The sequence below is a fragment of the Paraburkholderia nemoris genome, assembly GCF_905221015.1.
Taxonomy (GTDB): Bacteria; Pseudomonadota; Gammaproteobacteria; order Burkholderiales; family Burkholderiaceae; genus Paraburkholderia; species Paraburkholderia nemoris.
The window spans coordinates 207,293-229,904 of the sequence record NZ_CAJNBO010000002.1; the positions used below are offsets into that span (position 1 = coordinate 207,293).

Annotated in this window: 17 protein-coding genes; 6 read left to right on the forward strand and 11 right to left on the reverse strand. The window is 63.4% G+C overall.

Annotated features, from left to right (window positions below; translation table 11 throughout):
- Positions 1-25: 25 nt before the first annotated feature.
- The 5 genes from glgX to KHO33_RS03630 form a co-directional block, all read right to left on the reverse strand.
- Positions 26-2,245 carry a glycogen debranching protein GlgX gene (gene glgX, locus KHO33_RS03610; protein ID WP_200561342.1) on the reverse strand — a complete coding sequence of 740 codons (2,220 nt, stop codon included), beginning with the start codon at positions 2,243-2,245 and terminating at the stop codon, positions 26-28.
- A 98-nt stretch (positions 2,246-2,343) separates the two neighbouring features.
- On the reverse strand, positions 2,344-4,554 hold the full coding sequence (gene glgB, locus KHO33_RS03615; RefSeq protein ID WP_200561344.1) for a 1,4-alpha-glucan branching protein GlgB: 2,211 nt from the start codon (positions 4,552-4,554) through the stop codon (positions 2,344-2,346).
- The gene (gene treS / locus KHO33_RS03620) at positions 4,547-8,005 is read right to left on the reverse strand and encodes a maltose alpha-D-glucosyltransferase (RefSeq protein WP_200561346.1); all 3,459 of its coding nucleotides are present in this window, start codon (positions 8,003-8,005) and stop codon (positions 4,547-4,549) included. Before treS ends, glgB begins: the two co-directional genes overlap by 8 nt.
- A complete protein-coding gene (locus KHO33_RS03625) occupies positions 8,002-11,445 on the reverse strand; it encodes a maltotransferase domain-containing protein (RefSeq protein ID WP_200561348.1) in 3,444 nt (1,147 codons plus the stop codon). Before KHO33_RS03625 ends, treS begins: the two co-directional genes overlap by 4 nt.
- A gap of 484 nt (positions 11,446-11,929) precedes the next feature.
- Entirely contained in the window at positions 11,930-12,592 is a 663-nt protein-coding gene (locus KHO33_RS03630) for a DUF1345 domain-containing protein (RefSeq protein WP_054034807.1), read from the reverse strand.
- A 367-nt stretch (positions 12,593-12,959) separates the two neighbouring features.
- Here KHO33_RS03630 and KHO33_RS03635 point away from each other — a divergent pair, with 367 nt between their 5' ends.
- From KHO33_RS03635 to KHO33_RS03650, 4 genes are all read left to right on the forward strand, one after another.
- The gene (locus KHO33_RS03635) at positions 12,960-13,574 is read left to right on the forward strand and encodes a sugar dehydrogenase complex small subunit (RefSeq protein WP_200561350.1); all 615 of its coding nucleotides are present in this window, start codon (positions 12,960-12,962) and stop codon (positions 13,572-13,574) included.
- Positions 13,575-13,688: 114 nt separating this feature from the next.
- Entirely contained in the window at positions 13,689-15,290 is a 1,602-nt protein-coding gene (locus KHO33_RS03640; RefSeq protein WP_200561352.1) for a GMC family oxidoreductase, read from the forward strand.
- A gap of 20 nt (positions 15,291-15,310) precedes the next feature.
- Positions 15,311-16,738, forward strand: a complete 1,428-nt coding sequence (locus KHO33_RS03645) for a cytochrome c (RefSeq protein WP_200561354.1) — start codon at positions 15,311-15,313, stop codon at positions 16,736-16,738.
- A 148-nt stretch (positions 16,739-16,886) separates the two neighbouring features.
- Positions 16,887-17,624: a metallophosphoesterase gene (locus KHO33_RS03650; RefSeq protein ID WP_200561356.1), complete on the forward strand. Its 738-nt coding sequence runs from the start codon at positions 16,887-16,889 to the stop codon at positions 17,622-17,624.
- Between the two features lie 21 nt (positions 17,625-17,645).
- On the opposite strand, the gene KHO33_RS03655 is transcribed toward KHO33_RS03650, so the two are convergent.
- Together KHO33_RS03655 and KHO33_RS03660 are read right to left on the reverse strand one after the other, a co-directional pair.
- Positions 17,646-18,347: an RES family NAD+ phosphorylase gene (locus KHO33_RS03655; RefSeq protein WP_054034810.1), complete on the reverse strand. Its 702-nt coding sequence runs from the start codon at positions 18,345-18,347 to the stop codon at positions 17,646-17,648.
- A complete protein-coding gene (locus tag KHO33_RS03660) occupies positions 18,344-18,781 on the reverse strand; it encodes an MbcA/ParS/Xre antitoxin family protein (protein WP_054034811.1) in 438 nt (145 codons plus the stop codon). The genes KHO33_RS03655 and KHO33_RS03660 overlap by 4 nt, the downstream gene beginning before the upstream one ends.
- Before the next feature lie 112 nt (positions 18,782-18,893).
- Here KHO33_RS03660 and KHO33_RS03665 point away from each other — a divergent pair, with 112 nt between their 5' ends.
- The gene (locus KHO33_RS03665; RefSeq protein ID WP_200561358.1) at positions 18,894-19,487 is read left to right on the forward strand and encodes a hypothetical protein; all 594 of its coding nucleotides are present in this window, start codon (positions 18,894-18,896) and stop codon (positions 19,485-19,487) included.
- 13 nt (positions 19,488-19,500) lie between these two features.
- Here the strand turns inward: KHO33_RS03665 and KHO33_RS03670 are convergent, their stop codons facing one another.
- Genes KHO33_RS03670 through KHO33_RS03685 form a run of 4 tightly spaced genes read right to left on the reverse strand, consistent with a single transcriptional unit; the run spans position 19,501 to position 21,995 of the window.
- A complete protein-coding gene (locus tag KHO33_RS03670; RefSeq protein WP_200561360.1) occupies positions 19,501-20,424 on the reverse strand; it encodes an HTH-type transcriptional regulator ArgP in 924 nt (307 codons plus the stop codon).
- Positions 20,425-20,448: 24 nt separating this feature from the next.
- A complete protein-coding gene (locus KHO33_RS03675; protein ID WP_200561362.1) occupies positions 20,449-20,850 on the reverse strand; it encodes a DUF2442 domain-containing protein in 402 nt (133 codons plus the stop codon).
- Positions 20,847-21,089, reverse strand: coding sequence for a DUF4160 domain-containing protein (locus KHO33_RS03680; RefSeq protein ID WP_200561364.1), 243 nt, complete (start codon positions 21,087-21,089; stop codon positions 20,847-20,849). Before KHO33_RS03680 ends, KHO33_RS03675 begins: the two co-directional genes overlap by 4 nt.
- Before the next feature lie 54 nt (positions 21,090-21,143).
- Complete coding sequence (locus KHO33_RS03685; RefSeq protein WP_054034813.1) at positions 21,144-21,995, reverse strand: LysR family transcriptional regulator; 852 nt, start codon at positions 21,993-21,995, stop codon at positions 21,144-21,146.
- A 100-nt stretch (positions 21,996-22,095) separates the two neighbouring features.
- Here KHO33_RS03685 and KHO33_RS03690 point away from each other — a divergent pair, with 100 nt between their 5' ends.
- Positions 22,096-22,479 (forward strand): tautomerase family protein, encoded by a 384-nt coding sequence (locus tag KHO33_RS03690; RefSeq protein ID WP_054034814.1) that lies wholly within the window; start codon positions 22,096-22,098, stop codon positions 22,477-22,479.
- Positions 22,480-22,612: the final 133 nt, after the last annotated feature.

The following is a 22,612-nucleotide window of genomic DNA, read 5'->3' on the forward strand; positions in this document are numbered from 1 at the left end:
CATCACCATTCGATATGACTTTCGCCTACGTGGTCGGCGACGTATCGCTGCTCGGCGGATGCGCACCCGGATCGGGCGGCAGCGCGGTCAACAGCCGCGGCCCGTGCTGTGCGCCGGCTTTCCAGCCCGCCTGCCAGTCCGCTTCGCCGATGGGCTGCGCCGCCAGCATCACGAGGCTATGCGCGGCCACTTCCACCTCCGGCACCGCCAACCGATGCGGCGCGCTTTCCGGCTCAGCCGTATCTAGCAGCACATGCCATTCCAGGTGTGGCGCGGGCGGTGTGAAACGCCGTGTTTCGTCCGCAGCATTGAGCATCATCAACAATACTTCCGTTTCGTCATTCAGGCCTGGACCCGCGCGCCGCAGTGTGAACGTGCGGCCTTCGGGGTCCTGCCAGGCTTCGATCGTGAGCGGATCGCCGTGTTCATCGAACCAGCCGACATCGAACAGGCCCGGCAACACTTCGCGGTCGCCGAACAGAAAGCGCGTTTCGCGCAGCAGGGGGTGCTGTTTGCGCAGCGCGATCACGCGCGCGACGAAGGCGGTCATCTGACGGCCTTCGGGCGACTCCGCGCGCTCCCAGTCAAGCCATGATAGTTCGTTATCCTGGCAGTACGCATTGTTGTTGCCGTTCTGCGTACGCAGCGATTCGTCGCCCGCCAGCACCATGGGTGTGCCGAGCGCCATCAGCAGCGTGGCGATCAGCGAGCGGGCCACGCGTTTGCGGGTTTCGAGGAGAACCGGATCGTCGGTCGGGCCCTCTACGCCCCAATTGCGACTGCAGTTTTCGTTGTGGCCGTCGTTGTTGTCTTCGCGATTGGCTTCGTTGTGCTTGTGCTCATACGCGGTGGTATCGGCGAGCGTAAAACCGTCATGCGATGTGACAAAGTTGACCGATGCCCACGGTTTCCTGAAACGCCGGTTGAACAGATCGGCGGAACCGGTGAGACGCGCGGCAAGATCGGGACGCAGGCCCGCGTCACCGCGCCAGAAGCGGCGCACCGTGTCGCGGAAACGATCGTTCCATTCGGCGAAACCCGGCGGATGATTACCGAGTTGATAGCCGCCCGGGCCGATGTCCCATGGTTCGGAAATCAGTTTGCGTTGCGACAGGATCGGGTCCTGGCGCAATGCGTCGAAGAAACCGGAGCCGGGATCGAAGCCATGCTGCTCGCGGCCGAGCGTCACGCCGAGATCGAAACGGAAGCCGTCGATGTTGAACTTCGTCGACCAGTAGCGCAGCGAATCCATCACCATCTGCAGTACGCGCGGATGTGGCAGGTTCACGGTATTGCCGCAGCCGGTGTCGTTGATATGGTGGCGTTCGTCGCCGGGAATCAGGCGGTAGTAGCTCGCGTTGTCGAGGCCGCGCCATGAGACGGTTGGCCCCATCTCGTTGCCTTCGCAGGTGTGGTTGTAGACCACGTCGAGAATCACCTCAATGCCGGCCGCATGCAACTGACGCACGGCGATACGCATTTCATCGAGCCGGTGCGAACTCAGATACGACGGCTCCGGTGCAAAAAATGCCGCGGTGTTGTAACCCCAGTAGTTGCGCAGGCCGCGCTCCACCAGAAAGCGGTCGTTCAGAAACGCATGTACGGGCAGCAATTCGACGGCGGTCACGCCGAGCTTCAGTAAATGTTCGATGAACTCTGGCGACGCCAGCGCGGCAAACGTGCCACGTTCGTGCTGACGCAAATCGGGGCGCAACATCGACACGCCGCGCACGTGCGCCTCGTAGACGACGGTTTCGCCCCAGGGCACATTCGGGCGCTTGTCGTGCGACCAGTCGAAGGCTTCGTCGATCACCACGCACTTCGGCATGGCCGGCGCCGAATCGCGCCGGTCGATGGACAGGTCGGCGCGATTCGAATGCACGCGGTAACCGAATAGCGCGTCGGACCAACGAAACTGCCCGACCAGTTTGCGCGCATACGGATCGAGCAATAGTTTGTGCGGATTGAAGCGGTGCCCATGCTGCGGCTGATACGGCCCGTGTGCGCGAAAGCCATACGCCGTGCCGGGGTGCGCATTGGGCAAATAGCCGTGCCAGATTTCGTCGGTGCATTCGGGCAGCGTGAAGCGCCTGATTTCCTTGCGACCGGTGGGATCGAACAGGCAAAGCTCGATTTTCTGCGCATTCGCCGAGAACACCGCAAAGTTGACGCCGAGGCCATCCCAGCTGGCGCCGAGCGGATAGGGCGAGCCGGGCAGAAGCCGGTCGGGCATTGCATGCGACATGATTCCCCTTCCTTGTTCTGTTTTATGAACGCTATCGTGGGACTTCATGCAACGGGCGCGCGGCCTGGCCGCCGCGCGCCCGTCTTACAACACTTCTATCAATCTGCGCGCAAAACGATCGTCGCCAAAGGTGGCAGCGTCAGCGCAGCGGAATGCGGCCAGCCGTGGCTCGAGACGTTGTCGGTGTGGATCAGCCCGCCATTGCCCATATTCGAGCCGCCGTACACGCCGGCATCCGTATTCAGCACTTCTGTCCAGCGGCCGCCGCGCGGCATCCCCATCCGGTAACCGACCCGCGGCACCGGCGTCATGTTGCAGACCACCACCAGTTCGCGGCCTTCGCCATCGGTGCGGCGGTAGGCATACACGCTGTTGCCGCTGTCGTCGCCGACCAGCCATTGGAAACCGCCCGGCTCGCTGTCGAGCCGATGCAGCGCCGGCTCCTCGCTGTACAGATGGTTCAGATCGCGCACGAGCTTCTGCACGCCGTGATGGTTCGGATCGTCGAGCAGATGCCAATGTGGCGACGTGTCGTGGTTGAATTCGGCCAACTGGCCGAATTCGCCGCCCATGAACAGCAGCTTCTTGCCCGGATGCGTCCACATGAAGCCGAAATACGCGCGCAGGTTGGCGAATTTCTGCCATCTGTCGCCGGGCATCTTGCCGAGCAGCGAGCCTTTGCCATGCACCACCTCGTCGTGCGAAAGCGGCAGCACGAAGCGCTCGGAATACGCGTACACCATCCCGAAGGTCATCATGTGGTGATGGTATTGGCGGTAGACCGGGTCCTCTTCCATGTAGTGCAGCGTGTCGTGCATCCAGCCCATGTTCCACTTGAACTGGAAGCCGAGGCCGCCGTCTTCGAGGCGTGCGGTCACACCCGGCCACGCGGTCGATTCCTCGGCGATCGTGATCGCGCCCGGCACGCCCGGCACATAGCCGACTTCGTGATTCAGCCGCTTCAGAAACGCGATCGATTCGAGATTTTCACGCCCGCCGTAGATGTTCGGCACCCACTCGTCAGCAGCCCGCGAATAGTCGCGGTACAGCATCGAGGCGACTGCATCCACGCGCAGGCCGTCGACGTGATAGCGCTTCAACCATGCGAGGCCCGATGCCACCAGGAACGCGCTCACCTCGTTGCGGCCGAGGTTGTAGATCATCGTGTTCCAGTCCTGGTGATAGCCTTCGCGTGGATCGGCGTGCTCGTAGAGCGGCGTGCCGTCGAAATCGATCAGGCCATGCGCGTCGTTCGGAAAGTGCGCCGGTACCCAGTCGAGAAGCACGCCCAAGCCGGCCGCGTGCGCCTTGTCGACGAACAGGGCGAACTGCTCGGGCTTGCCGAAGCGTGCCGACGGCGCGAACTGTCCGAGCGGCTGATAGCCCCACGAACCGCCGAACGGATGCTCGGCAATCGGCATGAATTCCACGTGCGTGAAGCCCATGCCTTTCACGTACGGAATCAGCCGCTCGGCGAGTTCTTCCCAGGTGAGCCCGCGCTGGCCCTCTTCGGCGACGCGCAGCCACGATTCGGCATGCACTTCGTAGATCGAGATCGGTGCGCGCGGAGTCTGTTTGGCGGCGCGCGACTGAATCCAGTCGTGATCGGTCCATTCAAACTGCTCGATCTCGTCGACATGCGCGACTATCGATGCGGTGCCCGGCGGCAACTCCGTTTGCATCGCACACGGGTCGGCCTTCAGCGGCAACGGATGGCCGTCACGGGCGAGCAATTCGTACTTGTAGCGCGTGCCCGGACCGACGCGCGGCACAAACAATTCCCACACGCCTGCCTGATGACGCAGCCGCATCGGATGACGGCGACCGTCCCACGAATTGAAGTCGCCGACCACCGAGACGCGCCGCGCATTCGGCGCCCAGACGGCAAAGCGCACGCCCGGCACGCCGTCCACTTCCATCGGGCGCGAGCCGAGGCATTCGAGTACTGCGTACGGGTCGCCGCCGGCGAGACGGCCCAACGGCTCGTCGCCGAGAACGGGGCCGAACGAATACGTATCCTCGATTTCCTGCACGGTGCCATGCCAGTCGACGCGCAGGCGATACGGCGCGGCAGACGTGATGCGGCCGGCAAACAGCCCGGGCCTGAGTTGCTCGAGTTCGCCGAGCGTTGCGCCGTTGGCGCGTGAAATCACGGTGACGTGTTTTGCGTTCGGCAACAGCGCGCGCACCACCGGACCCGCGTCTGTTTGATGCATGCCGAGCTGCGAGAAAGGATCGGGGTGACGCGCTTCAACGAGCGCGTCGATATCGAGTGGTTGGAGGCCTGCGGCCGGATCATGCTCACTCATAGTCGCCCTCGGCCGGATTAGGCGATGCGGCGGCGTCTGGCGCCTGGGTTGACGGGTCGTGCGGATTGCCGGTGTCACCGAGCAAGCGGCTGGTGAGCGAGGCGAGGCCGCGTACCGGCAAACTGAGCCACGTCGGACGGTTAGCCGCTTCGTAACGGATTTCGTAAGCGGCTTTCTCGATCAGGAACAGATCGAGTAAGGCCTGTTCGGCTTCGGGCGCCACCAGCGGCGTCGGCGAATCCGCGATGGCGGCGCGGTATTCCTTCAGGAACGTCTCGGTAGCATGCGCACGGAAACGGTCGAAGAGCGCGCGCTTGCGATCGGCGGTTTGCTGTGGCGCGCTTTCCATCGTGGACTGCGCCGCGGCGCTGGCATACGACAGCGAGCGCAACAAGCCGGCCACGTCGCGCAACGGGCTCGACTTCTGACGCCGTTCCTCCAGCGTGCGCGCGGGTTCGCCTTCGAAGTCGATCAGATACGCGTCGCCCTGCGCGACCAGTACCTGACCCAGATGGAAATCGCCATGAATGCGGGTACGCAGCGCGCCCGCATCGCCCGACACCAGTTTGCTGACCGCAGCGACCAATGCGGCGCGTCGATCGATCAGGCTTTGCGCCAATGCCTGGGTATCCGGATCGCTCATCTGCTCGATGCGCGGTGCGAGCAGATCGAGCGCGCTGGCGAGCATGGCTTGCGTGCCGGCGACCCACGCCTTCACCTGTTCGGCGCTGGCGAGTTCCGGTGCGAATGCCGGGTCGTCGGACGGTGACGCAAGCGCCATGTGCAGTTCGCCGAGCCGCTTGCCGATGGTGCCCGCCAACGCGCTATAGCCTTCCATGAGGATTGTTTCGTTGTCGCGGTCCGGCGATTGCCCGTCCGTGTCGACGGCGATCGCGAGTTCGTCCACCGAGCGGCGCAGGTAGTCCAGCGACCAGTTCCAGGCGTCGCCCTGATTGTCGATATAGCCTTGCAAGATAGCGAGTGTATGCGGCACGCCTTCGGGATCGACGCGCACCACTTCACCATACAGCGGCGCGGTGTTCGCGTAGCCGAGCTGGGTCAAATAGCGGCTGATTTCCGCTTCCGGATGAACGCCGCTCACCAGACGCCGCACCAGTTTCAGAACCGCAGCATCGGCGATGATCAGCGAGCTGTTGCTTTGCTCGGCCGCCAACCAGCGGATCTCGGGCCGTTCACCGAGATCATCGAGTTCGGAGAAACGCTCGGTGGGGAGGAACTTGATCTCGCTCTTCTGTACGGTCGGCACGACCGCGCGTTCACGCAGCTTGCGCATCACGCCATGAGCGAAGATGGGCAGCGCGAACGCGTCCGTCAGATGACCGACGTTGCGGCCGCGGCGCACGCGCGCGAGCGCCAGTTGCATGAACAGCGGCGTGGTGGTTTCGCCGCCCCACGTGATCGCGATCGGCACGACGTAGCGTTCGGTATGGTCGCCCACGTCCGCTTCGATTTCGGTGAAGGCGAAGCCGCCGTTCGGGATCGTGGTCAGCGCGGCGAGGCGCACCGCGTGCATCTTCTGATCCTTCGAGGCAAACCAGCGGCGCCGGCTCAGCCAGGACGGCAGTACTTCGGATTCGAGCAGCCGGACGTTTTCCGGGGTCGGGCCGACCTGACCCTCGCGGATCACGATCGTGACGAATTCGGGCAGCGGTTCGGAATGCGCTTGCGCCCAGGTTGGACGCTGGCCACCGGAGCACAGCATGAACCACAGGAAACCATACGGCGGGAAGGTCAGCAAATACGTGAGCTGGCCGATTGCCGGGAACACTGAATCGGCAGTCATTTCGACCGGCACCGAGCCGTTGAACTCGGATAGATCGAGTTCGACCGCCTGCGGTGCGCGCGACAGGTTGGCTACGCACAATATTGGCGGCTCGCCTGGCAATTCGCGCAGATACGCGAGGATCTTGCGGTTTTCCGGCTTCAGGAAACGGATCGTGCCGCGTCCGAAAGTTTGTTTCGCACGGCGCGTGGCGAGCATGCGCCGGGTCCAGTTCAACAGCGAATGCGGATCGCGGCTTTGCGCTTCGACGTTGACCGCGTCGAAGCCGTACAACGAACCCATCACCGGCGGCAGCACCAGTTGTTCGGGATCGGCGCGCGAGAACCCGCCGTTGCGATCCGACGACCATTGCATCGGCGTGCGCACGCCGTCGCGGTCGCCGAGGTGGATGTTGTCGCCCATGCCGAGTTCGTCGCCGTAATAGATCACGGGCGTGCCGGGCATCGACAGCAGCAGCGAATTGATCAGCTCGATGCGGCGGCGGTCGCGCTCCATCAGCGGTGCGAGTCGGCGGCGAATGCCGAGGTTCAGGCGCGCGCGGCGATCGCTCGCGTAAGTGTTCCACAGGTAATCGCGCTCGGAATCCGTGACCATTTCGAGCGTCAGTTCGTCGTGATTGCGCAGGAAAATCGCCCACTGGTTCGTTTCCGCGAGGTCCGGCGTCTGCCGCATGATGTCGGTGATCGGGAAGCGGTCTTCGCTCGCAATCGACATATAGATGCGCGGCATCAGCGGGAAGTGGAACGCCATGTGGCATTCGTCTTCGTCGCCGAAATATTCCTTCACGTCTTCCGGCCACTGGTTCGCTTCGGCGAGCAGCATCCGGTTCGGATACTCGGCGTCGATCGTTGCGCGGATCTTCTTCAGCACCGCGTGCGTTTCCGGCAGGTTCTCGTTGTTAGTGCCTTCGCGTTCGACCAGATACGGCACCGCGTCGAGCCGCAGCCCGTCAATGCCCATGTCGAGCCAGAAGCGCATCACCTGCAACACTTCCTTCAGCACAGCGGGATTGTCGAAGTTCAGATCGGGCTGGTGCGAGTAGAAGCGATGCCAGTAATAAGCGCCCGCGACCGGATCATGCGTCCAGTTCGACGGTTCAGAATCGATGAAGATGATCCGCGTTTCCGTGTACTTCTGATCGGTCTCGGACCACACGTAGTAGTTGCGATGATTCGACCCCGGCTTCGCGCGACGGGCGCGCTGAAACCACGGGTGTTGATCAGACGTATGGTTGATCACCAGTTCCGTAATCACGCGGATACCGCGCGCGTGCGCTTCCTGAATGAAGCGTTTCACGTCCGATAGCTGGCCGTAGTCGGGATGCACATTGCGGTAATCGGCGATATCGTAGCCGTCGTCGCGACGCGGCGATGGATAGAACGGCAACAGCCAGATCGCGTTCACGCCGAGCTCGGCGATGTAGTCGAGCTTCGCGATCAGGCCCGGAAAGTCGCCGACGCCATCGTTGTTCGCGTCGAAGAACGACTTGATGTGCACCTGATAAATGATCGCGTCCTTGTACCAGAGCGGATCGTCGCTCAAGGCCGCGGGCTTGCCGCGCCGATGCGAGCGCGCTTTGGCGGCGCTGCCGGTGGCAGCGCTCGTATGGGTCTGCGACGTGCTTTGGGCCGGATCTTCACGCTTCATGTCGCACCTTCCGTAGGGGTTGGGTTGCCAGCGTCGTCTGCGTGATAGTCGCTGTCGGCATCATCGGGGCGTTCAGCGGGCAGGCCGCCGAGCGGCGCGATGCGCCAGATCGAAAACGGTTGGCCTGAACCGAGGCGGACGTGCTGCCAGCGGCCGTGCCATTCGAACCGCGCACCGGTCATCTGATCGGTCACTTCCAGTGCGCCATGGTCGTGCAGATTCCAGTGGTTGAAAGTGTCCCACGACAATTCGATATCCGCGCCCTGTTCGTTGAACGGATCGAGATTAATCGCCACCAGGATGACGTTGTCGCGTGCTTCGGTCGCTTTTTCGAAGAACAGGATGTTGTCGTTGTGCGCGGTAAGGAACGTGAGGCCGAGATGCGTTTGCAGCGCCGGATTCGCGCGGCGAATCCGGTTCAACGCAGTGATCTCGCCGACGATGTTGCCGGGCCGGTTCCAGTCCCACGCGCGTAGTTGATACTTTTCCGAGTCGAGATATTCCTCGCTGTTCGGCAGCGCAGCGGCTTCGCACAATTCGAAACCGCTATACACGCCCCACAAACCGGCGAGCGTGGAGGCCAACGCGGCCCGAATCAGGAAGCCCGAACGCCCCGACGACTGCAAATGCCGCGGGTTGATGTCCGGCGTATTGACGAAGAAATTCGGCCGGTAGAAATCACGCGCACTGGTTTGCGTGAGTTCGGTCAGGTACTCGATAAAGTCGCGCTTCGATTCGCGCCACGTGAAATACGTGTAAGACTGTGAGAAGCCGATCTTGCCGAGCCGGTTCATCATACGTGGCCGCGTGAAGGCTTCGGCGAGGAAGATCGTGTCGGGATAGCGCGAGCGCACATCGTCGATCACCCATTCCCAGAACGGCAGCGGCTTGGTGTGCGGATTGTCCACACGGAAAATGTGCACGCCCGCCTGGATCCAGAACAGGAAAACGTCGCGCAGCGCGAGCCACAAGTCGGGCTTGGCGTCATGCGCATAGAAGTCGGGATTGACAATGTCCTGGTACTTCTTCGGCGGATTTTCCGCATAACGCAGCGTGCCGTCGGGGCGCCACGCGAACCACGTTGGATGCTCCTTCAGCCATGGGTGATCCGGCGAGCACTGGATCGCGAAGTCGAGCGCGATTTCGAGGCCGTGCGCGTGCGCGGCGGCCAGCATCTTCTTGAAGTCGTCCAGCGTGCCGAGTTCTGGATGCACAGCAGTGTGGCCGCCTTCCGCTCCACCGATCGCGTACGGGCTGCCGACATCGCCCGGTTGAGCGGTCAGCGTATTGTTGCGGCCCTTGCGATTGGCGACGCCGATCGGGTGGATCGGCGGGAAGTACAGCACGTCGAAACCCATGTCGCGGATGCGCGGCAGTTTCGTGACGACGTCAGCGAAGGTGCCGTGACGCGATTCGTCGTCGCTCATCGAACGCGGGAAGATCTCGTACCAGCTTGCAAAACCTGCCGCGGTGCGTTCGGCGTCGATCTTGTAGACGATTGGATCGCGGCTCAGGAACGGGCGGTGGCGCGCGGCGGTCATCGCCTTCGCGGTGGTCGGGGCGAGCAGCAGCGCGAGCTTCGTTTCGGCGTCCCCCTTCGTGAAGAGCTTGACGATGTGTTCGAGCGGTTCGGTCACCGCGCCTTCCACGGTTTCCACTTCGGCGAGCACCAGCGCGAACAGATGCGTGGCTTCGTCGAGTTCGAGCTCGACCGTTTGGCCTGCTTTCAGCTTCTTCTGAATATGCTCGACCAGCGACGCAAAGTCGTCACGCCATGCGATCACGGTGAACTCGTGACGGCCCATGCGCTCCAGCGGAATGCGCGCTTTCCAGATATCCAGGCCGGCCGGCTGTGCGGGGCTCATCGGCACTTCGTGCCAGGCGGTTTCGTCGGCGGCGCGCCAGACGACGGCGGCGGCGATCTTGTCGTGGCCTTCCGCGAAGATCGCGGCGGTGATTTCGGCGCGCTCGCCCACCGTGCGTTTGGCGGGAAAGCGTCCATTATCGACCGAGGGCGTCACGCTCTCGATCGCCACGCGCGGCGCGCTGATCGCTTCGAGCACGGTCTTGCGGCCGCTACGCTTGCTGTTCGACTTGTCGATCGGCGGCGCGAGACGGATCGGTTGATCGGCGGCCGCGCGGAACAGGCGCACTGCGCCGGGTGCGAGCGTGAACGGCGTCAATGCGGAGGGCGCGGCGTTCCCGGTCGTGTCGAGCGGGACGAAGCGTGTGAAGTTGCCCGGTACGCCAGCGAGGAAACGGGCTGGATCGACGCGCACCGGCGCACCGAGTTCGGGATTGATGGCGATCAGGATCGCTTCGCCGGCATCGCGCAGATCGGGCGCGTCGGCGCGCAGCAAGACGGCCGCGGGCGCGCCGGGCCCGCTGAGCGGGCGCAATTCACCGTTGGCGTGCAGCGTTTTTGTATTGCGAACTACGTCGTTCACATGGCTGATCCGTTCCGAGAGATCGAATCGCTTCGACCGGCAGGCCAGCGCAAACTGCGCGGCGTCGCCGCGTGTCTGCGACATGGGCTCGGTGATGCCGTACTCGAAGCCCATCGGCATCATCCAGCCGGTGCCGGTCGAGGCCGAGGCGAACAGCGCGCGCCGGTAGGCCCGCTCGACGATAGCGGAGTCGTGCGCATCGTTGAGATCGGCGGCGAGGCGGGTGCCGTAAGGCGCTTCGGGAAAGGCAATGGGGGCGGCGATGCGGGCAAGCGCGGCATGCTCTTCCACCATCCAGCTGGCGCGGAAGTCCCACCAGCGCACCGACGAGAACACGCTGTCGAAGCCCGCGCCTGCGAGGCCGAGCAGATCGCCGCGGGCAAGCCCCGGCGTGGCGGCGAGGAAACGCACCTCAGGATGCTTCGCACGAACCGCGTCGCCGAGTTGCCGCCAAACCGCGGCCGGCACGCGATGCGGCGAGTCGAACCGGAAGCCGCCGACACCGGCGTCGGCCAGCGCCAGCAGTTTCTGCGTCCACCAGTCGACTAGCGCAGCGCTGCTGGCGGTGTCGTTGAAATTCGCATACGCAACGTTGTCCTCGTGATGCACATGGCGCGGATCGAGCCGCGCCTCTTCAGACTCGAATGGGTGGAACCAGCCCGCATGTTCGGCATACAGCGCGCCATCGGCGGCCATCCGGTCGATCACCAGATCGACCAGCAAGGCCAGACCGTTCTGGCGGGCGGCCTGCGCGAGCGAACGGATCGCCTCTGCGGCGGGCTGCTGAGTCTCGAACACCGGATGCAGCCGGCCGTGGTTGCCGACCACCTGTGCGTGACCCGCGCGGCCCGGCTCGAAAAGGCCGCCGATCAGCGCGTGATCGAAGCCCAGTCCGGCTGCGTGAGCGAACTGCGCGGGCCATGCATCGAGCGGCCCAACGAGAAGTGAATGGAAAAAGTAAATCCGCGGCGCGTACCCGTTTGGGGATTCCATCGGTCGTTTCCAGATTCGTCCTGCTGCGGTGTGGATGCAATTGACATGCGATCACAGCGCTCATTGGGCTTCCAGAGCCGGATACCGCGCGATGCGTGAAGCGAGGGCGCGTACTGGTCAATGTAGTGCAAAGATCGTCACGCCGCTGGCCAGTAGCGGGTGCTTTGACGCCAGGCGCCGATAGCACGAGTCCGGCCAGAACTATTCGCAAGACGCAGCAAACGTTGTGCCAGTGCGTTCTGGACTGATGCGGAAGGGTGGGGAAGCGCGCGCCCTAGGGGCAGGCGCGACGGGCGGCCGGACGTGGTGGGCGCGTGGCGGCGGGTGGAGCGCGTGTAAAACGGACGGGCGTCGCCCGGGTTTTACACGGGGTGGCGCGAGGCGGGTGCCGGGGCCGCTGGGGCCGCCGGGGCCGCAAAAGGCGAAGTGGCGGCCGGCGGGGTAAGCGTCGTGAGGGAAACGGCTTTTAAGGAAGCGCGGCGGGTCAGGAGCCGAGCAAGCCCGCAGCGATGTTCACGCACAAGCCGAGCACGGCGACATTGAAGTAGAACGCCAGGATCGACTGCGCGAGCGCGGCGCGGCGAATCGACCGCGAACGCAGCACCACGTCCGAGGTTTGCGAGGCCACGGCGATGGTGAACGAGAAGTACAGGAAATCCCAGTAGTTCGGCTGGAGCTTATGGTCGGGAAACAGCAAGGGGGTCTCCGGCGCATCCGGATCGTAGTAAAGCCGCGCGTAGTGCGACGTAAAAATGGTCGGGATCATGAACCAGGCGCCGAACATCGTGAGGCCGGTCAGCAGGTAGTGCCATGCAGTCGAGCTGCCGGCCGTGCCCTTCGCCGAGGCCAGTTCGAGCACGATCGCGGCAATACTGGCGACCGTCGCGACGCAGATCACGACCAGCACTACGCCCGCGTTTTCATCGTCGCGTTGCGCATATTCGCGGACACGGCCTTCGTCGGCGGCGGCCATGTGCACCCACATGAGCAGGAGGTAGATCCACACCGCGGCATCCCAGCCGGCCAGAACACGCACCATGGGGCGTACGTGTTCCGGGAGCGCCAGCGCGGCCACGAGGCCGACGGCGAGGCCGATCAGCATGCGGGGTCGATTGCGAAGAACCTGCGGATAATATTTAAGGAGCATGAGATCAAGGGTGAAGGGCCGTCGGTGTCGCGGATTCTACTCGCGCTTCGGGCACCATTTGTCGAATGGGGGAATTACAGGCTATAGTCTTTCGCAACGGCCTTGCGCGCCGCTTTCAGTTGAAAGGCGATTGGCAGGCGGCGGGTTTTTCGCCGTGCGTGCCGCGCCGTCAAGCCGTGTTCACAAGGCCGTCATCGGCACAACACAATGTGGCTCGCATCGGCATCATGCAGCCACGCAAGACCGCTCAAGCGGCGCCAGACCAGGTTTGGGGTAGAGAAATCGACGCAGCGCGCCAACGGCATCACGCCACGGCGGCGTTGTCCGTTGAGAACAACTCACGATCAACTCACCATCTGGAGCCCCCATGACAGATGTTCCTGAGAATAAAGATGCGCACCATGAAGTGACGCATCTCGCCAGGTTTCCGTCGTCAACATTCTCTTCGCTGCATACATCGTTTTCGGCCTCGCGCAGGGCCTGGGTGCTGGGCGCATGCGCGACGGCTGCGGCGCTCGCGTTTGCCGGGGCAGGCCGCTCGCTCTCATGGATCGCGCCGGCGTTCGCCGACACCGCGCCCGCCGACGGCGGACTCGATGCCTTCCTTGCACTCTCGCAGCGGCTCACCGGTCACACGGGCTTCGATGCCGTACTCGGGAAACGCGTCTATGACGCCCTCGCCAGAACCGACAGCCAGTTCTCCCAGAATGTCGCCGCGCTCAACACCTGGCTGCAAGGCCATGGCGGCGTGCCGTCCGATACCGTCACGCAGGCGTTACAGGTCGATCAGCCGGCGCTCGCGAAATCCGTGAGCGCGATCATGCGCGCGTGGTATCTCGGTCTCGTGGGCGACATGCCGCATGTGGATGTGGTCGCTTATGAAAAAGCGCTGATGTTCGAGCCGGTCAAAGACGTGCTGACGATTCCGTCCTATTGCCGCGACCTGCCGTTCTACTGGACGCAGAAGCCGTTGAGCGCCTGAACGATGTTCCTCTCACGCGTGCCTTGTCGTTGCATGGCCTGATTGAGCCGTTCGACGAAACGCCGGCACGCGAGATCAGCAAGCAAAGATAAGCCAGTAGAGAAGAGGGCAACAATGGCAAACTCAAATTCCGCCGACATCGTCGTAGTCGGTTCGGGCGTGGCAGGTGGCCTGGTCGCGCATCAAATGGCGCTGGCCGGCGCGTCGGTGATTCTGCTCGAAGCCGGGCCGCGCATTCCACGCTGGCAGATCGTCGAGAACTTCCGCAACTCGCCGGCCAAGTCCGACTTCGCGACACCCTATCCCTCCACGCCTTACGCGCCGCATCCCGAGTACGCGCCCGCCAACAATTATCTGATCCAGAAAGGCGACTATCCGTACAACTCGCAGTATGTGCGGCTGGTCGGCGGCACGACGTGGCACTGGGCGGCCGCTGCGTGGCGGCTGTTGCCGTCGGACTTCCAGTTGCACAAGCTGTATGGCGTGGGACGTGATTGGCCTTATCCGTATGAAACGCTGGAACCGTGGTATTCAGCGGCTGAAGTGCAATTGGGCGTTTCCGGTCCGGACAACACGATCGATCTCGGTTCGCCCCGCTCCAGGCCCTACCCGATGAGCGCGTTGCCGCTCTCGTACATGGATCAGCGCTTTAGCGACGTGCTCAACGCGCAGGGCTTCAAGGTAGTGCCCGAGCCGGTTGCGCGTAACAGTCGTCCGTACGATGCGCGGCCTACCTGCTGGGGCAACAACAACTGCATGCCGATCTGCCCGATCGCCGCGATGTACAACGGCGTGGTGCATGCGGAGAAGGCCGAACAGGCCGGTGCGAAGCTGATTGCCGAGGCGGTCGTATACTGCGTCGAAGCAGACAACAAAGGGCTCATCACAGCCGTCCACTACAAGGACGCGAACGGCAACAGCACACGCGTAACCGGCAAGCTGTTCGTGCTCGCCGCGAACGGCATCGAAACGCCCAAGCTGATGCTGATGTCGACTTCCGACAAATTCCCGCACGGCGTTGGCAACAGTTCCGACCAGGTGGGCCGCAACCTGATGGACCATCCGGGCACGGGCGTCACCTTCCTCGCCAACGAACCGCTGTGGCCCGGACGCGGGCCGATGGAGATGACCTCGATCGTCAACTTCCGCGATGGCGCGTTCCGCTCGGATTACGCGGCGAAAAAACTGCATCTGTCGAATGGCGTGCCGACCATGAGCGTGACCGCCGATCTGTTGAAAAAAGGCCTCACCGGCGCCGAGCTCGACCGCCAGATTCGCGACCGCGCCTCGCGCACGCTGAACATCAACAGTTTTCACGAGCATCTCGCGGAGCCGCAGAACCGCGTGGTGCCCTCGGCGGATCACAAGGATGCGCTCGGCATTCCGCAGCCCGAGATCTACTACTCGATCAACGACTACGTGAAGAGGAGCGCGGCGAACACGCATGAACTGTATGCGCAGATCGCCGCGCTGTTCGGCGGCGCCGAGGTCTCGTTCGACGATACGTTCGCGCCGAACAATCACATCATGGGTACCACCATCATGGGCAGCGATCCGGGGGATTCGGTTGTCGACGCGGATTGCCGCACACACGATCACTCGAATCTGTTCATCGCCAGCAGCGGCGTGATGCCGACTGCCGCCTCCGTGAATTGCACGCTGACGATCGCCGCCTTGTCGCTGAAACTGGCCGACAAGCTCAAGCGTGAAATCTGAGCCCTGAACGGAGAGCCACAATGACGAAGAACACCTCTCGCGTGCAGCCGGCCGATGCGCTAGTTCAGCGTGCGCGTCGTCGGCACTTCCGGGTGGCGACGCTGGCGGCCGTCTTTTCGCTATTTGCACTGTATGTCGCCTGGCACGAAGCGCATGGGCCGATCGCACGACATGACGACGAGCTGCCCATCACGCAGGCCCACGCGGACGACGCCGCGCAACCGGACAATGCGGCGGCCACACCGACGGCGGCGGCCAGCAGCGATCTCGTGAAACGCGGTGAATACCTTGCGCGCGCCGGCGATTGCGTCGCCTGCCACACGGCCGACAAAGCACGCCCATTCGCGGGCGGCCTGCCGATCAACACACCGTTCGGCACGATCGTGACGCCGAACATCACGCCCGACCCGGATACCGGCATCGGCCAATGGAGCGACGCCGATTTTCTGCGCGCGATGCATGAAGGCGTCGGCAAGAGCGGCGAACGGCTTTATCCGGCCTTCCCGTACGCGGAGTACACCAAGGTCACCGATCAGGACGCGCTGGCGATTCGCGCGTATCTGAACACGCTCACGCCGATCCACTACGCGCCGCCGAGCAACAGCCTAAAATTCCCGTTCAATCAGCGCTGGCTGATGGTGTTCTGGAATCTGTTCAATTTCGACGAAGGCCGTTTCGTGCCCGATCCTAAGCAAAGCGCCGAATGGAATCGCGGCGCGTATCTGGTTCAGGGCCTTGCGCATTGCGAGGAATGCCACACGCCGCGCAATTTCACGCAGGGCTTGAAGACGAGTTCGCGCCTCTCCGGCGCGGTGCAGGCCGGCTGGCATGCGTACAACATCACGTCGGACAAGACCAGCGGCGTGGGCAACTGGAGCGATGACGAACTGGCGGCGTATCTGTCGACCGGCGCAGCGCCGGGCCGCGCCAACGCCGCGGGCCCCATGGCCGAGGTGGTGACCGACAGTACGCAGTATCTGACACGCGAGGACATCCGCTCGATCGTCATCTATCTGCGCTCGGTGCCGCCGATCAACGGCGGCGAATCGCGTCCGCGCGACCAATGGGGCAATCCCGCCGTCGACGACGTCACCGCGCTGCGCGGTACCAAGATCAATGCGGTGAACGGTGCGCAACTGTTCATCGCCAATTGCGCGACGTGCCATAACTGGACCGGTCAGGGTGTCGGCGCCAGCGCGCCGGGCGCATATCCGTCGCTGATTCACAACTCGGCGGTTGGCGCGAGCGACGCCAACAATCTGGCGATGGTGATTCTGCGCGGCGTCAGTCGTACGACGAAACAGGCTGACGTGCTGATGCCCGCGTTCGGCACCCAGCTTACCGACGACCAGGTGGCGGCTATCACGAACTACGTGACCAAACAGTTCGGCAATCCGCAGTCCACGGTGACGGTGGATCAGGTCGCCAAACTGCGCACCCAGCAATAATGAGCGCGCGGACGGCGCGTTTTCCGGTAAGTCCTGCCGGAGACGCGCCGTTTTTGCGTCATTTCTACGTCATTCAAGCGATGCGGGACGTCAGAATAAGATCGGCAACGCGCATACGCAGTTGTGGATGCCGCACTATCATGAGCGAATGGCTTCCGTACTCGTCAACCCCGTCCAGCATCATCCGGCCAATCAGAGCGGCCGCGACTTTGTCGTCGGCGATTTGCATGGCTGTGTCGATGCGCTGCGCTATCTGCTGCGCGACATCGCGTTTGATCCGGCGCGTGACCGGCTATTTTCGGTCGGCGATCTGGTAGACCGCGGTCAACATTCCGAGGAGGCTTTGGCCCTGCTCGACAAGCCGTGGTTTCACGCGGTGCTCGGCAATCATGAAGACACCTTGTGCGCCGTCGCCGATGGGCGCTTGCGGCGCCAGTGGTGGTATGGAATCGGCGGGATATGGGCGGCGAGTTTGTCCGATGAACGTTTGCAGCACTACGCCGAGCGTCTGCGGACACTGCCGCTCGTACGCGTGGTCGGCAGCGGTAAGGAGCGCTTCAATATTCTGCACGCCGAATTCTTCGGCACGGACGCCGACCTCGACGCCGGGAATTTTTCCGCTGAAACGCGCCAGCAATTGCTGTGGGGGCGGGATCTGGCCTTGGGCAATGGCGATCCGCAGCGGCAGCACGGGCTTTCGCTGACTTATTGCGGCCACACGCCGATGCGTGACATCCAGCAGATTGGCTCGCAGATTTTCATCGACACCGGCGCGTTCGGGCCCGGTGGCAAGCTGACAATCGTCGAGCCGCAGGCGTTGCGGCGCTGGTCGATCTCGGTTGAGGCGGCGCGGGAGAGCGGGGCGGCGGCGTTGGCCCTGCCCTGATTGTTTCGAGCCTCTTAGCTCTCAGCCCACCTGGTTGAGCTCGAATACGATATCGATGCTCGTGCCATTCCAGTTGTATTCCAGATACGCCGCGTGATGGCAGTCGCGTAGCAGCGTGGTTCTGAACGCGGCGAGGCACTCGCCTTCTTCATCCCGCACCGATGGATACACGATGCCCGGCGCACCGCCCTCGCGTATGGCACGGCCGAGCGATTGTCCGGCGACATAGTCGTCGGGCGACAGCACCGCGAGATCGAGCGATGCGTCGCCGCGGATGTCGACCACGTTGCCTTGCGCCACGACCGTGTAGAGCCGCATCTGCTGCCGCATGGGGGGCTCGGCGGTCGCCTCCAGAAATTTTCCCGTGTGATAGCGCGTCTCCGCGATCGCGGTGGCACGCGAACGGGCGCAATAGAACACGCCGTACGTGCCGTCCGAAAAGCGGCTGCCGAGCGGATTCAGGTGTGTCAACGCGGCCATGATCGGCCCATAGCCCGGACCAAAACGGCGCTCCTCGCGCGGCACGAGATCGAGTTCGCCGACTTCGGTGCGCAGGCGGTCGTTGGTCATCGCTTCGAGCGCGTAGAGGGCATCGAAATCTTCGGGCGAGGCGACCCGGTCGAACAGATTGACGGCCGGAAAGCGCGTTGGAATCACGCGATACGCGGGCGACCAGTCGAGCGGCGCGCTGCGCCAGCGGTGCTGCCAATGCGGTTCTGTCACGCCCAGCCGCCTCGCATCGCGTCGAGATACTGGCGCACGGCCACGAGATCGCTGATGTTGCCGGCCAGCATGCGGTCCAGCGCGCGGCGGCCGCCGAACGGCGGCGCGCTGTTGGGGCGCTTGATCCAGGTGTCGGCGGCGCTGGGCTGCGGCAGCAGGATTTGCAGCGCTTTATAGATGCCGAGCAGCAGCGACAGGCGTTCCAGCGTGTCGCGCCCCAGACGTGCTGTTCCCGGTGCGGATTTCCATTTGAAGTAGGTGGAACGGCCCGGCGAGCCGAGCAACACGATCTGCTCCTCGGCGCTCAAATCCCAGTCTCGCGCGATGTTGAAGAACGCGCGCAGGCCTGCCGCCGACATTTCCGTAAGCGTGGGTTCCGAAACCGGCCGGCGGATGGGCGGTTCGGGCTGGGTGACGCGGGCGGCGTGAGCCATGATGGGATGAGTCCTTATCTGTACTTGTTATTGATATTAGTCTAAAAATGGATTTTTGCAAGAGAATATAATCCCGGCTCGTTATGAAGTCGAAGATCAGGAGAAGCAGGAGATGTGGGTTCGAGCAGTAGCAACGGCAGTTGCAGTGTGGTGTGTGTCGGGTGCGGCAATGGCCGCGGGTTATGCAGAAGTGTGGAATCCGCCCGAGTCGGCTGGGCATACGGCGAAGCACGCAAAGAAAACGACGGGTGCCGCCAAGGCCAAGTCTACCGCTGGCGCGAAGGCGGGTTCGAAGCACGCGGCGAACGGTCAACATGGGGCGCAGCCGGTTGCGTCGACGTCGAAGAGTGGTGCCAAGCCGGCAGGACACGGCAGCGTGAAGAAGGTCGCCGCCAGGAATGCCGGCCACAGTGGCGCGGTGAAGGGCGGGGGCAAACCCAAGTCGAAGGCAGCGGTGGTGGCGCAGGGTAAGAAGCCGCACGCAAAACTCGCTCAAGCGAAACCGGCTCAAGGCCGGATCATGCACGCCGACCTGGTTCAAGGCCATGCAGCGCATGCCAAGGTGGTCAATGTGGCGGCCAAACCGGCCGTGGTCCATACGAACGCGCCGGCCAAAGCCGCAAACGTAGCGGCGAGTCCCGCGGCCGCCGCGCCCGCTAATCCGGCGACCGCCAGCAGCGGTTCGTTGCCGCCGATCCTCCGCTAATCTCCTGCTCCGTTCAGGCGGCGCGTTTGCGTTTTGCCTTGGTGCCCGGCGGGCCTAGGGCCGTACGGCCGAGTTCGACGATGCGCGCCGAGAGCTTTTCGAGGCGTGGCGACTGGACCTTCCAGGCGTGCCAATACAACTCGACGTCGGTGGGTTGCTTCGGCGCAAGGTCGACCAGTTCGCCGCGCTCGACGGCATCGCCGAATTCCAGTTCGGGCACCATGCCATAGGCGAGGCCACGCTGGATCGCCATGTAGCGCGGCACTGGCGCGGGCACGTAGTGGCACGGATAGGCTTCCGGCGGCAGGCCGAAGCGCGTCTCGAGAAAGCGCGCCTGCAACGCGTCCTTGCGTGAGGACAGGATCACCGGCGCGCGCCGCGCGCTTTCACGCGTCAAGCCATTTGGAAACCATCGCTCGACGAAAGCCGCCGACGCCACCAGCCGGTAGCGCATCGCGCCGAGCCGTTCCGCGAAGCAGCCGCGCATCGGCGCCGGTTCGGTGGTGATGCAGCCGATTGCGAGGCCCGAGGCGAGCAGCGCGTGGGTGTGATCCTGGTCGTCGACGGTCAGATCGAGCAGCACGTTTTCCTGCAGCAGGATCTCGGAGAGCGCGGGGAAAAACCATGTGGACAGCGTGTCCGCATTCACGGCGGCGGCGACGTTCAGCAGCGCTTCGTTGGCGCCCGCGAGATCGCTGGCGAAGTCGTCTTCGAGCAGGGCGGCGCGCCGTAGATATTGCAACAGACGCTGGCCCATCTGCGTCGCGCGACAGGGCCGAGTGCGCACGATCAGCGGATTGCCCAGGCGTGTTTCGAGCGCCCGCACACGCTGCGATACCGCCGACGACGTGATGTTCAGGCGCACGGCGGCCTGCTCGAAGCTGCCGGTTTCGATGACCGCGCGGACGGCGGCGGTTTGTCGGGGGTCGAGGTCCACTGAGTGCCTTTTGGGTGATAAGCCTCAAGCAGCCTTTCGCGGACGGCCGCCTTTCTTGCCGTTCTCGCGGGCAGCCGCCGATTTCGCCTCGGACTTCACGCTGCCGCCGCTGCGGCCGATATCGCGCATCCACGCTTTCGAGCCGAATACACCGTCAATAAGACCATGGACCGACACGACGACGTCTAGTGCCGGAAAAACGAGTGCCGAACCGAGACCGAAAATCTCAATCGAGCGTAAATCCGCGGCCGACGCGTTGTGCAAACCTTCGATATAGGCGATTGGCACCAGCAGCGAAATGTCATTGGTCAGCGTGATTTCGAGCCGTTTGGTGCGCGGTTTATAGCAAGCGCTGCGTGCGGCGGGACGTTTGGCGGTTTCAGCGCCGCGTTCCCGCGCAAGCCGCCATTCTTCGCTGCTGTTCATGAGTGGATTCCTTTCCATGCGGAGCACAGGAACGGCACCATTTCGGTAATGCGTTTTGCCAGCCGGCGCGCTTCGCGTTCTGAATACCCTCGAGCCTCGCGGATGGAAACCGGGCCGTCGGGACAATTCAAGATAAAGATAATCTCACCATCCGGACCGAGAACATGAACATGAGGCGGGGCGTGATCGTGAGGGTAGATGACCACGATCAGCCCGTCGATCCGGGCAATGATGGGCATGGCGGCCATTATATACCGTAGCCGCTTGGGTTTTTAAGAGGGCGGCCGAATGTCTCAAGCGCTTGCCAACCCATTCGTCACCAACCGCAACGTTTCCATCGACCGCGTATCCCTCACACGCGAATGCAGGGTCACGCGTGATTCCGGCAGCGGCGGCAGACCCAGCCGCGCACCGACATCGACCAATCCACGCGGCGCCACTCTGCGCGCCAGCGGCGACACCGCCAGACCAGCCGCGACCGCGGCGCCGACGGCAGCCACTCCGCCACCGACGAACACTTCCTGCCATGCAAGCCCCGCCTCATTCAGCGTGTGCAGCGCGACGTCACGCACATTGCACGGCGGACTCAGCAGCGCCAGCGCCAACGGCTCGCCGACGCGCGGCAGCCATTCCGGTGTAGCGAGCCAACCGAGCGGCTCGCTGAACAGCACTTGTGCGTCGTCACGCGGCGGCTCATCGGCGCCGTAACGAATGATCACGGCGTCGAGGCGCCGTTCATCGAATTGCGCGAGCAGCGCCGCCGACGTGCCCAGATGCAATTCGACCACCAGACCCGGATCGTGCGCGTTGAGCCGGGCGAGCAACTGCGGCAAGTTCGTTCCCGCGACGTGCTCGCTCAGCCCCAGCGTGAGCCGCCGACGCTCCACGGACAACGAACCCAGCGCCCGCTCATGTGCGCCCAGCAGATCACGGGCCGCGCCAAGGAAGGCGTTGCCATCCGCGGAAAGGCGCACGACACGCGGCGTACGTTCTAATAACTGCTTGCCGAGATGCGCCTCCAGCCGTTTCAGCTTCAGGCTGACGGCCGATTGCGTGGTATCGAGCGCATCCGCAGCCCGCGTGAAGCTGTGCAGATCGGCGACCAGCACGAAGGCGCGCACCGCATCGAGATCAAGGACTTTCATTTCAGTTGAATATGGATGAAATAGCCAAAGATGGCTGTTCATTATGACTGAGTGCGCCTAAGCTGTGTTTACCCAATCACTGCAACCAAGGAGTTTCATCATGCCGCTCACACGAATCGCATTGCGCGCCGGCAAGTCAGAGGAATACCGGAAGGCGCTGACGCAGAGCATCCAGCGTTCGCTGGTGGAGACGTGCAATGTGCCGAAAGACGACATCTTCATGCTCATCACCGAGCATGAAGCCGGCAATTTTGTGTACGACAAGCAGTATTTGAATATCGAACGCAGCGACGATCTCGTAGTGATTCAGATCACGTTTAACAATACGCGCACGCTCGAACAAAAGAAGGCGCTGTACAAGCGCATGGCGGATGAACTGGCGGAGTCGCCCGGACTGCGACGAGAGGACGTGTTCATCAATCTCGTCGAGGTGCTGAAGGAGAATTGGTCGTTCGGGAACGGGATCGCGCAGTACGCGCTTTGAGTGGCTGACGAATTCAAGTGGCCTGCGTGTAACTGAGGTGGGCGGGAATGGAGGCGCGGGGCAGCCAGACAGGCAGCGATGCGTCGCTATAATGGTTCGCTGTCCTTTCCTAACCCACCGACACTCTGCCGCC

Bases quoted from the DNA above. Each gene is read 5' to 3' on its own strand.
- KHO33_RS03685 (WP_054034813.1), bottom strand. From the start codon at position 21,995: ATGAAAGTCCTTGATCTCGATGCGGTGCGCGCCTTCGTGCTGGTCGCC.
- KHO33_RS03645 (WP_200561354.1), top strand. From the start codon at position 15,311: ATGACGAAGAACACCTCTCGCGTGCAGCCGGCCGATGCGCTAGTTCAG.
- KHO33_RS03690 (WP_054034814.1), top strand. From the start codon at position 22,096: ATGCCGCTCACACGAATCGCATTGCGCGCCGGCAAGTCAGAGGAATAC.
- KHO33_RS03630 (WP_054034807.1), bottom strand. From the start codon at position 12,592: ATGCTCCTTAAATATTATCCGCAGGTTCTTCGCAATCGACCCCGCATG.
- KHO33_RS03675 (WP_200561362.1), bottom strand. From the start codon at position 20,850: ATGAACAGCAGCGAAGAATGGCGGCTTGCGCGGGAACGCGGCGCTGAA.
- treS (WP_200561346.1), bottom strand. From the start codon at position 8,005: ATGAAGCGTGAAGATCCGGCCCAAAGCACGTCGCAGACCCATACGAGC.
- KHO33_RS03660 (WP_054034811.1), bottom strand. From the start codon at position 18,781: ATGGCTCACGCCGCCCGCGTCACCCAGCCCGAACCGCCCATCCGCCGG.
- KHO33_RS03665 (WP_200561358.1), top strand. From the start codon at position 18,894: ATGTGGGTTCGAGCAGTAGCAACGGCAGTTGCAGTGTGGTGTGTGTCG.
- glgB (WP_200561344.1), bottom strand. From the start codon at position 4,554: ATGAGTGAGCATGATCCGGCCGCAGGCCTCCAACCACTCGATATCGAC.
- KHO33_RS03650 (WP_200561356.1), top strand. From the start codon at position 16,887: ATGGCTTCCGTACTCGTCAACCCCGTCCAGCATCATCCGGCCAATCAG.
- KHO33_RS03680 (WP_200561364.1), bottom strand. From the start codon at position 21,089: ATGCCCATCATTGCCCGGATCGACGGGCTGATCGTGGTCATCTACCCT.
- KHO33_RS03640 (WP_200561352.1), top strand. From the start codon at position 13,689: ATGGCAAACTCAAATTCCGCCGACATCGTCGTAGTCGGTTCGGGCGTG.
- KHO33_RS03625 (WP_200561348.1), bottom strand. From the start codon at position 11,445: ATGGAATCCCCAAACGGGTACGCGCCGCGGATTTACTTTTTCCATTCA.
- glgX (WP_200561342.1), bottom strand. From the start codon at position 2,245: ATGTCGCATGCAATGCCCGACCGGCTTCTGCCCGGCTCGCCCTATCCG.
- KHO33_RS03635 (WP_200561350.1), top strand. From the start codon at position 12,960: ATGACAGATGTTCCTGAGAATAAAGATGCGCACCATGAAGTGACGCAT.